The organism is Lentzea sp. NPDC005914 (assembly GCF_040629405.1).
Classification (GTDB): domain Bacteria; phylum Actinomycetota; class Actinomycetes; order Mycobacteriales; family Pseudonocardiaceae; genus Lentzea.
Window position 1 is genome coordinate 1 of record NZ_JBEXVQ010000071.1, and the last position, 14,169, is coordinate 14,169.

General features: G+C 64.5%; 12 protein-coding genes. 6 read left to right on the plus strand and 6 right to left on the minus strand.

The window, feature by feature from the left end; genetic code table 11:
* Nucleotides 1-587 (minus strand): S8 family serine peptidase (locus tag ABZ345_RS46560; protein ID WP_359862069.1); only part of this gene is annotated, 587 nt, incomplete at its 3' end.
* Between the two features lie 714 nt (nucleotides 588-1,301).
* Here ABZ345_RS46560 and ABZ345_RS46565 point away from each other — a divergent pair.
* The 3 genes from ABZ345_RS46565 to ABZ345_RS46575 all read left to right on the plus strand — a co-directional run bounded on the left by ABZ345_RS46565 (nucleotide 1,302) and on the right by ABZ345_RS46575 (nucleotide 3,241).
* A complete protein-coding gene (locus tag ABZ345_RS46565) occupies nucleotides 1,302-1,664 on the plus strand; it encodes an AbrB/MazE/SpoVT family DNA-binding domain-containing protein (protein WP_359862071.1) in 363 nt (120 codons plus the stop codon).
* A gap of 53 nt (nucleotides 1,665-1,717) precedes the next feature.
* Nucleotides 1,718-2,674 (plus strand): site-specific integrase, encoded by a 957-nt coding sequence (locus tag ABZ345_RS46570; protein WP_359862073.1) that lies wholly within the window; start codon nucleotides 1,718-1,720, stop codon nucleotides 2,672-2,674.
* A gap of 258 nt (nucleotides 2,675-2,932) precedes the next feature.
* Nucleotides 2,933-3,241, plus strand: a complete 309-nt coding sequence (locus tag ABZ345_RS46575; RefSeq protein ID WP_359862075.1) for a hypothetical protein — start codon at nucleotides 2,933-2,935, stop codon at nucleotides 3,239-3,241.
* A gap of 131 nt (nucleotides 3,242-3,372) precedes the next feature.
* Here the strand turns inward: ABZ345_RS46575 and ABZ345_RS46580 are convergent, their stop codons facing one another.
* Both ABZ345_RS46580 and ABZ345_RS46585 read right to left on the minus strand, forming a co-directional pair.
* Nucleotides 3,373-3,966 (minus strand): PxKF domain-containing protein, encoded by a 594-nt coding sequence (locus tag ABZ345_RS46580; protein WP_359862077.1) that lies wholly within the window; start codon nucleotides 3,964-3,966, stop codon nucleotides 3,373-3,375.
* Between the two features lie 168 nt (nucleotides 3,967-4,134).
* Nucleotides 4,135-4,710 carry a zinc-dependent metalloprotease family protein gene (locus ABZ345_RS46585; protein ID WP_359862079.1) on the minus strand — a complete coding sequence of 192 codons (576 nt, stop codon included), beginning with the start codon at nucleotides 4,708-4,710 and terminating at the stop codon, nucleotides 4,135-4,137.
* 439 nt (nucleotides 4,711-5,149) lie between these two features.
* On the opposite strand from ABZ345_RS46585, the gene ABZ345_RS46590 reads away from it, so the two are divergent.
* Both ABZ345_RS46590 and ABZ345_RS46595 read left to right on the plus strand, forming a co-directional pair.
* The gene (locus ABZ345_RS46590; protein WP_359862080.1) at nucleotides 5,150-8,290 is read left to right on the plus strand and encodes an NACHT domain-containing protein; all 3,141 of its coding nucleotides are present in this window, start codon (nucleotides 5,150-5,152) and stop codon (nucleotides 8,288-8,290) included.
* A 479-nt stretch (nucleotides 8,291-8,769) separates the two neighbouring features.
* On the plus strand, nucleotides 8,770-8,991 hold the full coding sequence (locus tag ABZ345_RS46595) for a hypothetical protein (RefSeq protein WP_359862082.1): 222 nt from the start codon (nucleotides 8,770-8,772) through the stop codon (nucleotides 8,989-8,991).
* A gap of 87 nt (nucleotides 8,992-9,078) precedes the next feature.
* On the opposite strand, the gene ABZ345_RS46600 is transcribed toward ABZ345_RS46595, so the two are convergent.
* The 3 genes from ABZ345_RS46600 to ABZ345_RS46610 all read right to left on the minus strand — a co-directional run bounded on the left by ABZ345_RS46600 (nucleotide 9,079) and on the right by ABZ345_RS46610 (nucleotide 13,762).
* Nucleotides 9,079-11,049 carry a tetratricopeptide repeat protein gene (locus tag ABZ345_RS46600; RefSeq protein WP_359862084.1) on the minus strand — a complete coding sequence of 657 codons (1,971 nt, stop codon included), beginning with the start codon at nucleotides 11,047-11,049 and terminating at the stop codon, nucleotides 9,079-9,081.
* Nucleotides 11,050-11,346: 297 nt separating this feature from the next.
* Nucleotides 11,347-11,685, minus strand: a complete 339-nt coding sequence (locus ABZ345_RS46605) for a hypothetical protein (protein WP_359862086.1) — start codon at nucleotides 11,683-11,685, stop codon at nucleotides 11,347-11,349.
* A 70-nt stretch (nucleotides 11,686-11,755) separates the two neighbouring features.
* Nucleotides 11,756-13,762 carry a hypothetical protein gene (locus ABZ345_RS46610; protein WP_359862088.1) on the minus strand — a complete coding sequence of 669 codons (2,007 nt, stop codon included), beginning with the start codon at nucleotides 13,760-13,762 and terminating at the stop codon, nucleotides 11,756-11,758.
* 163 nt (nucleotides 13,763-13,925) lie between these two features.
* Between ABZ345_RS46610 and ABZ345_RS46615 the strand changes: the two genes are divergently transcribed.
* The coding region (locus tag ABZ345_RS46615) for a hypothetical protein (protein WP_359862090.1) at nucleotides 13,926-14,169 on the plus strand (244 nt) is incomplete at its 3' end.

A 14,169-nucleotide genomic window follows, 5' to 3' on the forward strand; every position in this document is an offset into this window, starting at 1 on the left:
GCGCCGCCGACGGTGCCCGCGACGTGGGTGCCGTGGCCCTGGCAGTCCTGGCCGTTGCGGCCGTCGCCGATCGCGTCGAACCCGACGCGGGCCCGGCCACCGAACTCGGCGTGGCTGGTACGGATACCGGTGTCGAGGATGTAGGCGGTCACATTGGCCGCCGTCGTGGCATAGGAGTACTTGGTGTCCAGCGGCAGGGCCCGCTGGTCGGTGCGGTCCAGGCCCCAGGTGGCACTCGACTGGGTGTCGGTCATGTGGACCTCGGTGACGGGCTGCACGTAGGCGATGCGGGGGTCCGCGGCCAAACGGCGGGCCTGCGCCTGGGTCATCTCCACGGAGAAGCCGTTGAGCGCGGAGGACCAGGTGGTGCGGACCTTGCCGCCGAAGCGGCCCGCCAGCTCGCCCGCGGCGCCGCCTTGGCCGTCCTTGAACACCGCGATGTAGCGGTCGCCCACGACCGTGGCGCCCGGCACCGGCCGGATCTCGCCCTCGGCGGCCGAGGCGTTCGCCACGCCGGCCGCACCGAGCAGACCCAGAACCGTGATACCGAACGTCGCCGCTGCCGCCACCACACGCGTTGTGCTCACTGAGACTCCCTTGTCAACATCGACCGCTTCGATGTCACAAGGTTCTAGGTCTCGAGTAGCGCGACCCGGTCGCACTCGGTTGCGCTGCGGTTGCGCCGAATCCGTCACCGAATCAGCCTCTGAGCCGGAAACGGCCGATGCGTTCGGGCGCGAGTCCAGATCCAGGACGACCGCGCTCAACGGAACGGGTCAGGCTCAGCATGATCGTGATGTCGTTTGCGGCCGAATCCTATCGGTGGGTCAAGGTCGAAGGTTGCGGATCAGCAACTGTGACGTTCTGGGCCGACTGTGATCACGCCGCCACAATGGTGCCGACGTCGGCTCACCCCTCTCACCCTCCTGGCGAATGCGAACAGAGGTGCTGGGGGATGCGCTCGGCATCGACGACTCTGAGGCGTCAGGCCCGTCCCTCATGACCACCGCGGGACGGGCCTCATGTGCCGAACGGGCCAGGCGGGCTGCTCAGGACCAGGAAGGGCGACGTGGGTGAATAGTGTGCGACTTCGTCCTCGGACACGGAAAAGTGGCAAATTTGCCACGTCTACGTGGCAGGTGCTCAAGTATTCTTGAGCACCTGTTTTGCGTTTCGGCGCCACAGGTAGGTGGCGCCCGATGACCATTTCCTACATCCGCCCGGTCATTCCCGGAAGCGCGCCAGGAAATGCACCAGGCGCGCAAACCCGCGGAACCGCTCAGCCACTCCCACTCGTCACGGTGCCTGGATCGCGGGCCTGTCGGCAGAGCAGCGTTCTGTACGGCATGGGCGCGGTCGACGACCGCGGCCGAGTCGCAGACCGCCATCTGATCACCGCGTTGAACTGGCACGCCGGCACCCGGCTGAACATGCGCGAACACGGCGGCCTGCTTGTCGTGACCGCCGATCCACACGGCGTCTTCAAACTCACCAGGCAGGGGTATCTGCGACTGCCAGCCGACGCCCGCCGAGCAGCCGACCTGCGCGCCGGCGACCGGGTCTTCCTCACCGCCGACGTCGACCGGCAGACGGTCACGGTGTTCCCGCCCATCGCACTGGACGGGCTGATCCTGCCCGTTCTGCCAGGCGGTGAGGACGAATGACCGGCATACCGACACAAGCAGAACTCGACGCCGCACGCCTCGTTCTCGACCGGATGGGCGTGACCGCCGAGGACCTGCTCAATTCCGCGAAACCGCCGGCCCCGACCTTCGGCGAGTACATCCCGATCGTCTCCGCCGCTGTCAGCGACGGTACCCGGCGCGCTTACGGCCCCTACTGGAACCGCGTCCTCGAAAAGTGGTCTGACATCTCCCTGAGCGACCGCACCCCCACCGACATCCAGCGACTCATCCAGCACGTCAAAGCCAATCTGACCGTCCGCCGCAACACCCGCAGCGGCAACTCCGCCGCCGAACACCTCATCGCCGCGCTGCGCTGCATCTACCGGCACGCCGTCAACGACGGCCTCATCGACGAACGCGCCAACCCCGCCGCCAAAGTCCCCAAACCCCGACGACAACCCAGCAACCGACGAGCGTTGTCCGGCAAACAGATGGATCAGCTCAACGACGTCGTCGCGACGACAGGAAACGATCCCCAGCTCGACTCGCTGATCATCCGACTACACACCGAGACAGCCGCTCGCCGCGGTGGCGCGCTGGCCCTGCGGCCGAAAGACCTCGACGAAGAGCAATGCCTGGTTCATCTCCGCGAGAAGGGAGAGACCTCCCGCTGGCAACCGGTCTCCCCCACCTTGATGTGGCACCTGCTTCAACACGTCGAACATCGCGGCGCGCCAATGAACGGCCGCCTGCTCCGCTATGCGGACGGCCGCCCGATCACCTACCACCGCTATGACAACCTCTGGAGCCGCGTCGGCGAACACCTCGCGTGGGCGGGCAAACAAGGCGTCAGCACCCACTGGCTCCGATACACCACGCTGACGTGGGTCGAACGGCACTTCGGCTACGCCGTCGCCCGCGCTTTCGCCGGACACAACGACACCAACACCGACGCGGGCAGCACCACGACCTACGTCCGCGCCACCCTGGAGGAAGTCGCCACGGCACTGGCAGCGCTCACCGGTGAGCAGCATCCGCTCGCCGCGTAGCCAATTCCAGAACAGGCAGAGGCGGCTTGCTCCTGGCGAGAAGCAGGCCGCCCTCAGGTGAAGGTGACGTTCGATTTGGTCAACACTGAAGCAACCATGAACACAGACGTTGAAGTCGCATCCGCGAACTCGCAACAATTCCCCGATTCGGGTCATGAGCTCTTCAACTCCTCGCTTGGAGCGTTTCCAAGCGGTACCAAGGAACTCGCGGAGCATGCGCCGTGAGCCAAGGACGAAGGGATCCCGTGCCCGATCAGCTTGACGGACGACACCGTCCTGATCGGCCCACCCGCCGGCGAGGTCACGCTCGAACCCTGCGACCGGCCCGTCGTGCTGATCAGCACGGGCATCGGCATCACCCCGATGTTGTCCATGCTCGACCACATCGCCACCACCCAACCCGGACGTACAGCCGTCGCCGTGCACGCCGAGACTTCGCCTGATCGGCACGCACATCACGCGGAGTACGGCCGTCTCACCGGTTTCCAGCAGCTGACCTGGTACGAGAACGGCGGCGAGGGCGGACATGCGGGCTGTGCGGGCCGATCGCTTTCATGCGCGACATGAGGGCCGGGCTTCTCCGCCGGGGTGTGCACGTCGACGACATCAAGTACGAGATCTTCGGCCCCGGCATGCTCGAGCAGTGAACTCGAGGTGCTGATGGTGGGCAGGTCGAGCATTAACTCGACCTGCCTGCCTTATTTCAGCTTGAACGCCGCGTGGTGCAGGGTCCCGTCCTTGAGCGCGACCGTGAGCATCCGGCACGTCCCCAACCAGGCCCGGTCGGTCTTCCAGACGTAGGTGTACCGCTGGCTGCTCACGTCGTAGCTCAGCCCGGAACTACCAGGGCTCGCAGTGGTCTCGATGTCGTCGAGCGGTTGCCCGCTGACGCAGTCGACCTGACGTGACTGCGGAGATCCGAAGGCGACGATGTCCAGGGTGCGGTCCCCGCCCCGGCCGAACTTGACCGGAATCGCGCTGCCCGCCTTGGCGACGTTCACCGTCGGCAGGTTGTCCACCGGCGCGGCAAACCCGGTCAAGCGGTAGTCGAGTCCGATTTCGGGCAGCGAGGCCGCGACGGCAGGAGTGAGAGTCTCGTTCGCGGTGGCCGACGGGAGATCGGGAGTCACCCCTGCAAGACCGGTCGCACCGCTCTTGAACCACAGGTCGCGCCAGTCGTCGTAGCCGGTCAACCTTCTCAGCGTCCTGTCGTTGTTGATGCTCGAACTCATGTCGGTCTCGTTGGTGTCGCCGTCGCAGTTCCAGTCAAGCGGACCATTCGCGTCGCGCACCGTCGAGAACGTGCCTCAACCCGCACACTTGTAGATGGTTCCGTAGCCCGGCGCGCTGATTCCCGAACGTTCGTCGAGGTGGTTCTCGTCCAGCGTCGGCGACGTTCGCCTCGAGTAGTCCAGCTGGCCCGCGACTCCATCCTTGATCAGCCCGCGGGTCTGGAACGACTAGTTCATGGTGCTCAGGTAGTTGGGCTTGCCGTGGAGGTCGTCACTACCACCATGGCGGAGGCCGAGGTTGTGCCCGAGCTCGTGCATGAACGTCCTGGCTTGCTGGATCGTGGACGCCACGCCTCCGTCGTACCCGGCCGAGCTCACAATGAAGTCACTCCCACCGATTCCACGAGATATCCCCGACGAGCAGGTGTTCCCGTAGTAGTGAGCGGCAATCGCGTACCGGAAGACCGGCGCACGCCCGGTGGGTGTGAAGTGAGCATCCTTCAACCCCTGGAAAGCATGCCAGTCGTAGTCATCGCCAATGTCCACCCCGAGACGGTCGACGTGCTGCAGCTGGTTCGCACGGCTGAGCGCTCCCCACGTCCGGTTCGTCGCGTGGTCCAGGATGCTGGACGGGCCTTGATCGACGTGCAGGTTGATTCCTACGGACCCGGTTTTGCTGACGAACGGCGCTGCCGCGAATGCTTCGACCACTGCACGTATCGCGGCCGGACTCAACTGGTGGCTGTGCTGGGAGTCGGCGAACCAGTCGAGGTGGACGAAGATGCCCGGTTTGTCCTGCAGCACCCCACCCTCACCGGTCAGCTTCAGCCCGCTGGCCTTGGCGCTGCTCAGCAGTTGCGCGACGAGCTGCTCGTCCAGGGCCGTCCAGACCGGTCGCGGGCGTCGAGTCCTCAGCGTTCTGCACGCCGGACATCATGTTGGTCATCAGGTGCACTTCCATGATCGGGAATTACACCGCTCGTTTACAGTCCCCAGCGTCGGACGCTCACGTACTTCGAAAGGAGAGTGTGAACATACTCGCCTGCGGGGTGCCGAACGACCGGACTCCGGCGGAACAAGGTGGATCGCGATCGAGCCGAAGCAGATCCGAGACCTGTCAACAATTTGTCCACTTTCTGCGCCCATCATCTGACACGTCTCGGACGATCCTGTAACGCATTTGGTGAGACGAGGCGATGTAGCGCCTGTCAACTCGGGCGAAACGAAGACAACGGAGTCGTAGATGGCGGCCGCAGCGGGTATCGCTCAAGATCAGGGAGACAAGGGCAATCCGTTCGAGGATGCGAAGAAGGTCTTCGGCTACCTGCTCGACCCTGCTACCAGCTGGTCGGTCAAGTCCCTCGCGATCGTCATCATCCTGGTCATTCTGTCCCCTCTCATCAACGTGCTTCCGCCGATGATCCGCGAGTGCGTGAACCTGATCCGCTGGGTGGTCGGCAGACGTGTGAGCTCCGAACGACGTCGCCGGCGCAAGCGTCAGATGTTCGCGCAGCACCTCGACAACCAGCTGCGTCATCTCGAGCTGCAGGAGGACTGGAGAGACGAGAAGTACGCCGAGCTCGAAGCCGAGGTCGAGATCGAGCAGACGTGGCGCCGCCGGTGGATGCGGAGAGTCCTGCCGTTCCGGCGTTCCACCTTGCGTCGCGTGCCGTCGCTGTCCCAGGCACTGAGCCGCAGCGGTGTACCGCTCGTGTTACTCGAAGGCGAACCTGGAGCGGGTAAGAGCATCGCCTTGAGGCACCTTGCACGCATGCTCGCCAAGGACGCGGCGAGGAGCAAGAAGGTGAACTCGACCATCCCGCTCTACATCAATCTCAAGCAGCTCGACATCCGCCCAGACCAGGCGAACGCGGAGCAGATCAGGACGTTCGTGCTCGCGACCCTGAACGAGGTCAACAGCAGAGACGTCCAGGAGGTGCTCGACGCCGAGTTCGACCGTGGTCTGGACGAAGGCTCGTGGCTGTTCCTGTTCGACTCGTTCGACGAGATCCCGGATCTGCTGTCCGCACAGGACACCCGACGGGTCGCTCCTCTCTACGCCCAGGCGATCGCAGATTTTCTCGGACCGTTCTCGAAATGCCGGGGCGTCGTCGCGTCCCGCGACTTCACCAGCCCCGACAGCTCGCAGTACACTCGTTTCAGAATTCTGCGGCTGTCCCTGCGCCAACAGCACAAGCTGATCCGGCGGGCCGACCTCGACCACCCGGCCGACCGCGCGTTGCGCTCCGGCCTTGCGGCGGCGTCGCAGGACATTGCGACGTTCGCCGGCAACCCGATGTTCCTCGGCCTGTTGTGCGAACACATGCGGACTAGGGGCCAGTTCCCCGCCAACTCCCACGCGGTCTTCGAGGACTATCTGGACCACAGGCTGCAGCGGGACGCCCGACGAATCAAAGCCCGGTTCAACGTCGAGGTTGGATTCCTGCGAGCGGGTGCTGAGGAGATCGCTTTCCTGATGGGGTCCGTGCCGCGCATGGGACTAACGCCGTCCAAGGAGATGCTGCTGGCTTCAGCCTCCGGGTTGGACACGCTCACGCCGCGCTGGCTCGGCACCGTGCTCGACGCGCTGGAGTACGCCAAGCTCGGTCGCACCGACGTCAACACAGCAAGCAAAGCCACCTTCTCGTTCGTACACCGCCGGTTCCAGGAGTACTTCGCGGCCTGCGTGGTGATCCGCCAAGGACGTCGAGTGCCTGTCACGTCGTTGCTGGACAACGACCAATGGCGCGAGACCGCAGTGACGCTGCTCCAGATTCAGAACAAGCAGGACACCGAGCCGCTCTTGGCGGAGGCACGAGCGCGACTGACGATGTTCGCCGACCAAGCCGAGGCCGGAGACTTCCGCTGGCCCGACGGTTGCCTGCACCTGCTGCGCATCCTGTCGACCGGGCTGGAGAACCGGGTGGACGCCATACGCGAGCCGCTCAAGCCGCTCGTCGACCAGATCCTCCTCCGCGCCTGGGACTCCGGTCATCGCCTGGACAAGCGCAGAGCGCTCGACTTCGTCTTGCTCGCCAGCACTCCTGTTGCGGAGAGGCTGCTCACCGAGGCGTTCAGGTCACGCAACGAACTGCTCCGTGAGGGCGCGTTTCGAAGCGCCGGATCCCTGCCCGAACTCAGTCCCCTGCTGCGCACCCACATCAGACGTGCCCTGCTCGGGCTGGCCGCGTCCGTCGACCTGTACAGGAGGCGCGCCTCCACGCTCGCGCAGATCAAGCGCCTCGCTCAGCCGTCCGAGTTCCTGAAGCTGCTGAACTTGCTGACGATCGCGATCCCAGTGGCAGTCTTGTTCTCCGCGGGCGGTTTCGCCGTGGAAGTCGCACCGATCATCAGCACGGATCCCGGCTCGACGAACGCCGTCAGCGCTCTCTTCATCACCGTGGTCGTCGGAGGTGTAGCGGTGATGACAGTGTCATTCGCGTTCTCACAAGTCGCACTTCGGCGCGGCGGAGGGCGTCTCGTCGAGTCGATGTCGCAGCACACGCTGCTGGAACACAAAGTGCTGAGGGCTACGGGCATCACCGGTGCTCTGGCCGTGAACGCGTTCTTCTGCTGGGTGTCGGCCGGATACACGATAAGCGTTCACGGTTCGATGACCGTAGCCGTGGCGATCACGCTCTACGGCGCGCTCTGGCCGGCCGCCGTGATCTGGTCCAGCGGAAACGGAATCGGCAGCAGGGTGGCCTGGTGGGCGCTGCTCCCGGTCGCGATGGTGCTTCTCGGCGGCTGGCGGCTCCCGAACTGGCTGCGACTGCGAGCCTCGGCTCTGGCCAGATGGGGCGGGCCGTTCGCGGTGTTGCAACTGCTGGCGGCGCTGAGTCGCCTAATGCGCCCCACCCTGCGCAAGGTCGTCACGACAGTGGCAGGGCTGATCATTCTGCCCGTGGTGATCTTGGGATCGGTGTTCGCCGTGAAGTATTTCCCCACCACCAGTATGTCGATCGCAGCCCTCGGAGTGACGCTCTTCATGATCGTTCTCGCGCTCATGAGCTCTCTTCCACTCCGAAAGGCCACCACACTGGCCCAGACCGGCGATGAAGCGCTCGCCGTCTTCGCAAGGTTGAGGAGTCCGAGTGCCTTCGACGCCATCATCGCCCGCCTGGGGGCCCAGCGCATCGCACGTGATCCCGACGCCAAGCGTGCGATCGAAAACTTGGTGGGGCAGATCGAACAGGCACAGATTCGCGCCAGAGACGAGACAGCGTTGTTATTGCGCAAGTCGTGCCCGAGTCTTGCCGACAAACCCGCACCACGTCAGTGGTTGCTGGACAGCTGGCCGCTCTGCCGATGGACGTCGTTGCGCGTCGACGAAGTCCGCGAGGACACACTCGACGAACTCGCGCGTCTATCGGAAAAGGACTGAGCGGATCCTGTGCGTACCGAAAACTGCAGCCTCTCCGGCCTCGATGGAGCACGCGATCCGGCCGCCGTGCTCTACCGACGGGTCGAGCAACGCATCCAACGTGCCGCTGCGCCAGGCGAACCCGAGCGGCCCCGCGGCCCGCTCCCCTGGCTCAACGCCGCGGATCCAGCTTCGCTCATCGACCGACCCGAACTGGCGGAGCACCTCGACCAGCTCGCACGGGCGATCACCGAGCGCGCAGCCCAGCTGCGCCAGGACATCGTCGAATCGCAGCCGACTTGGTCAAGCGGTCTCGGTCCGCGTCCCACCGACTCGACCGCCGCATCCCGACGGGACGAACTTGCCGCAACTGCTGCGGCCTACCGCGAGACATACCGCATCACCACCGACAACCCAGAAGTCCCGTTGGACCACAGCCCCGCAAGGACGACTCCCGTACCCGAGCCTGGAACAAACTCAACGAACACTGGAGGCCCGTCGTGACCACACCTGAAGATCAGTTCTCATCGAACGAACGCCGGATCGCAGCTCTGCGCGATGACGTGATCGAACGGGCTGAAGACCTGCGCGAGGACGCCGAGGCGCTCGCAGCTAGCCCTGATGATGCGCATTCCGCGTGCACCGCTGAGGAGCTGCACCGCTACGACGACGTGGAGGACGTCAACGAACGGCACGATCTCAGGTCCGGAATGGACTACTGAGCCAGCGCCGATGCGCGTTGGCTATGACGCGTGAAGTGACTGATTCGTTTATCCGACAGTCACCTCGCGATCCAAACCGCCAGTCGATCAATGTGGCTTCACACCATCGGCAACATCCCTCCAATATGCGAGGTCGCTTTGAGTGCTGATTGTGTCCGGGTAGTGGGGGCCGAGGATCTGGAGGTAGTCGGCTAGCAGCTCCTCGTAGGCCGCCGCTGCACTGACGGGGTCTCCTGCCTTGCCACACCAGTGGGCGAGACGACGACGGGTACGGAGCGTGTGTGGATGGTTGGGTCCAAGTGCCCGCAGGTGATCGGCTAGCAGCAACTCGAACGAGTCGCGCGCGCCGACGGGGTCGCCTGCTACGCCTTGCCAATGAGCCAGGTTGCCTCGGCTCCAAAGAGTCGCGATGTCATCGGGCCCGACCACTCGCAGGAAGTCTGCGAGCAGAACAGTGATCGCCGCAGCTGCTCCGGCTGGGTCACCTGCCTCGCCTTGCCATTGGGCCAAGTTCGCCCGAACGCTGAGCGTATCCGCGTGATCAGGCCCCAGCACTCGTAAATTGTCGACCAGGAGTTCTTCGTAAGCTGACATCGCGCCCGCCAGGTCTCCCGCTTTGCGCCGCCAATACCCGAGGTGGCCACGAGTGTTCAGCGTGTCGGGGTGGTCAACGCCCAAACATCGCACGACGTCTGCCAGTAAGGATGGGAACGCTGCGGCCGCTCCAACCAGGTCACCCGCCTCGCCTCGCCACCGTGCGATTTCCCGGCGCGCAGCCAAGGTGTCTTGATGGTCGCTGCCGAGGTAGCGGTCGGCGGCGATGAACAGATCCTGGTGGTACACCACCGTATCTGCGGCCAAGCCCGAGTCTCCCAGGCTTTGTCCGGACCGGAAGAGCACTGAATGTCCTCGCGGCGCCCACAGGTGACGTCCAGCGTTGGCATGTAGAGCATCAGTGTTGGAGCGCAAGACTTGAGCCAGCCGAATATTGGATTCGGTGGTTGGCCAGAGATCCACCAAAGCATCAGCAGCCGTGCGCGCGACACCGGCAAGTGCTGCATCCGTAAGGGTCTCGCGGGTCGCGCGTTGCACCAGTGCATGTACACGTACCGCCCGTTCCGGTTGCGCGCGGTCGACGGTCACCAAGCTGAGCCGGTGGAGGCAGCGCAACGCATCCCGTAGGTCGTCAGTCTCGATGGGACGACCGAGCTCACTTGTGACGTGATCGAGGATCGGATGGCGGGTGAACACATCGATGGGAAACCCGTTGGGGTCGAGCAGCGATGCGATGGCCAGCAGAGGTCGGGCCACTCCTCTAGGCGCAAGCCCGTTGGCGAGCTCGATCGACAGCGACCAAGTCGCTGCCACTGTCCGTCTGTAGTCATCGGGGAGTTCACCATGGGCTGGGAACACGTCGGTGAGTGTTCTGCGGCGGTCGGCCAGCCGAGCCCGATAGTCCTGGCATGTCAGGTCCCGGTCGATCAGATAGGCAACTACGTGCGCCAGAGCCAGGGGAAGGTGCCCGAGGTCGGCTGCTAAGGCGGCCGCACCCTGCTTGAGGTGCGGATGGTCAGTGAGGGCATCGTGAAGATAGGCAAGAGACTCTTCTGGTGTGAAGACGTCGACGTCTACCACCGCGCGCGCCAACCGAGTCAGGGCGGCATCTCGACGACGTGTGGTGATCAGGACCTGGCCAGAGCCCGTTGTGGGCGGCCACAAACCGCTGACATCGCCGGGATCCTGCAGATCGTCCAGGGCGATGAGCCAGGACTTGTCGGTGGCGGCGAGCCAGGCGAGGAGTCTCTCGGCCGCCCGTTGCGGCGAGGCTTCGTCAACTCCGAGGACCTGGCACGCGGTCTCCGCATAGCCGGTGAGGATGGCATCCTTCGACGTCGCGGTCACCCACACCAGCAGGTCCAGTGCTCTCTTGGCCCACTGCTGCTCGGCGTATCGGACTGCTACCTGCGTCTTGCCCACTCCACCCAGCCCGGACAGCACCTTCGCCGCTCCGCCCGATGCCGCTCTGTCCGATGCCGCTCTGTCCGCGCTGGCGAGCATCTGGTCGACAGTTGCGATGAAAGCTCGCTGTTGAAAGCACGCTGCAGCCGGCGGAATCACCCCGACTCGAACAGGCCATCGGACGGACGTTGGCCGCGCCAAGTAGAAGTTCTGGACGTTGTGGTCGCCGATCTGCGGACCGACAGCGCCCGACGCGGTGACCTCGAACGTGGTCCCAGGTCCGCTCGCCCCACGCTCGTCTGCGGGCATCGACCCATGCCTGCCACCGGTACCAGCCATCATCACCGCCAGTCAGAAGGTGATGTTCATCGTGTTGCCATCACCTATCTGAACGCCTTACGATCCCCGCACGTCGATTTCGTACTTGCCCGCCTGCGCGCCTTCGGGATCGATGCGAGCCAGCAGTTCCGAAGCGGCGGCCAGCAGCTCTTGATCATCCGCGGTGCCCGCCTCCGTCAACGCAGCTACCAGAGCTGATCGCCTGCCCTGTGGATCTGCGGCATGCTCATCGACGATTGCCGCGCTCCCATGCTCGTCACCAGTCAGCCGACGGCGCACCTTGCGCACCAAGGAGGCGTACGCGTCCTTCACAGCGGCGGTCGCAGTGTCCTTCATTCCTGCGGCGGCACCAGCGGTCAACGCCGTCACCACCAGCTCAATGGCTTCTACCGACATCACGGCCTACTTCCCGAGCGACGTCCGCATCGCTGATTCACCTCACCAATCTCCACGTCATCCGCAATCGTTACTGGCGCATGCGTGGACGAGCGGTGGCCCCCTTGTCCACGGTGAGCTCATCATCAACCGACCAGCCCATGGCCTTCCAGGCCGCGGCCCCGAGCGCGAACTCGGCCAGGCGAAGAAACATCTTGCGTACGGCCGTTGCGGCATTCTCGAAAGCGCTCTTCAGCCCTTGAGAGGCTTGGTCAGCCGTCTGACTCGCGACGAGGCCGTACCCGCACGCCACGAACAAGACCGGCAGCACTGGCCTCACTGCCGTCGGCACGACCGGCACGCTCAGTACCACCAGCAGGCAGCCGGTCGCAGGGAGCAGGAAGCCGGCCAAGCGGTCGCGCCGCAGCGTCTGCGTCAGAACAACAAGCCCTGAGCCCCAAAGAACGCCACCAGCCAGTACCGCCATCTCCGACCACTGCAGCGCGGTCCCGTCGCGGGCGACGACGAATCCGGCGAGCGCGCTGCAAAGTATGCCGACGAGCTGAAAACCCGATAAAAGAGTCAGACGACCCGAGGTGAGTGATGCCGCGATCCCCGGCCACATCACACGCAGCTGCTGAGGCACCTTGTCCTTGCACTCTTCATCGAGTTGCGCGGTCGTGATCGGCGTGTGGGTCTTCAGTATCCGCGATGCCGTCGCCGCGTACCAGACGTGCGGCTTGGCGCTGAGAGCTTCCTTGTTCACGTCGCCGTTGTCGTTCAGGAACTGCATCGCCTCGAGAGCCCAGACGATCTGGACGTAGGCCAGGCCGAACAGCCCAACACTCATCGCGACGACCGCTGCCGTGATAGTGCCGCCACCGGCAATGACCGCGCACAGATAGCCGCGCGCCGCGTAGCCGCCGGCGGTCAGGACCGACAGCACCGCGAACGAGCGTCGCGCGTACTGCCACTCCAGATCTTTTCCGGCGGTTCTGCCGACCTCGTACAACACCCCGAGAGCCACCACCGCGAGACCCGCGTGGAGCAGCGCTTCTCGATCTTCAGCAGTGAGTGCCGGCGCCAGAGCCGGAACAAGACAGACCGCTAGCCAGAGCGCGAGCCGCAATGCCAGGCCGCTGAGAAGCAACAGCACCTCAGACGGGCGAAGGTCGTGCGGCAGACGCGCACGATGCTTCTGATCACCCCGGCTCTCCTCGTCGCCAGCTCCGCGCAGGTCGTTCCACGAGTACCGCGCCTGGTAGAGCACCATCTCGAAAACCAGCAGTGTGAACACGATCGACGCCAGCGTCACGGGATGGTCGGGTGTACCGACGGCCCACACGTACACGACCGGAAAGATCACCGTGGGCAGCTTCGCCAGACCGTCCAATCGCGGCAACAAGAACCGAACCAGCACCTCCGGCCTGAGGCCTGTGTCGGCGCCGCCCTCGATGCTCGCCTTCCACAGCGAGGTCGTCTGCATGTTGCCTCTGAACGCACAGATCAGCACCAGGACGACGCCGACGCAATACAGAATCGTCAGCCATCCGCCGAGTATCGGGTGGTCGTGGATCAGCCGCGCTGCCAGCCCGATGCAAGCCACTGCGAAGATCACAAGTACGAGCCCCACACCAAAGGTCAACAGCCAGCCCAGGGGCTCGCTCGGCCGGGGTCGTGAAATCGAGAGGTGAGCGCGAGCGGTACCCGGTATGAGCGCTTTCGCGAGAATCGTCTTCTCGATCTCATCGCGTCCACGAGCGGATGTGTGCGTCGCCCGCACTCGATGGTTGAGCTCACGCTCGACCTCACGGAACTGCTTGGCACGGAACGAGATCAGCGCGGTGAAGTAGACCAGAACGGCAAGATACGCCAACGGCACGAGCGGAGCGCAAGCCTGGATCCACAGCGGCGCAGCGGCGAGAATGGCGCCGACTTCCTTGGCCACGAAGAACAGCGCCACCAAGCCGATGCTGCCGATGGACGCCAGCGTCGACGCGGCCGACGTGTCGTAGCTCCCCAGCATCTGGTACTCGGTCTTGAGGAGCTGCACCGCGTCGTCATCGCTCGACTCAACCTCGCCATCGGAATGCGTCATCTCAGCTCCTGCTCGCGGTGTGGTTCGGTATCGACCACCTCGCGAGCAGCGTTACGACCGGCCGGCCCCAGCTGTGGACAACCTTTGGGTCTGCTGCACGAGTAGGTGACAGTGTGACCTGCCCAACCCTTCCGGTGGGGCAGGTCAAAGATGTCACCTACTCGTGCAGCAGACCCACATCATGGCGCTGGGCTATGTCTACAAGGTGGCTACACCCGAGTGGCAGTTTGTGACGTCCCAGGCGCAACATGCCGCAGACCTAAGAGCATCCCAGCAGTCGCAAGCTTCCATCTTCGACCCAGCTGAGGACTTCTGGGGTTGCCCCGTTTTGACGGACAGGGTCGATGAGGTGTTGTCACGCTACCTGATCGACTGGTTGGTATCGGGTGGCTTCGTAGGCGGTGGGG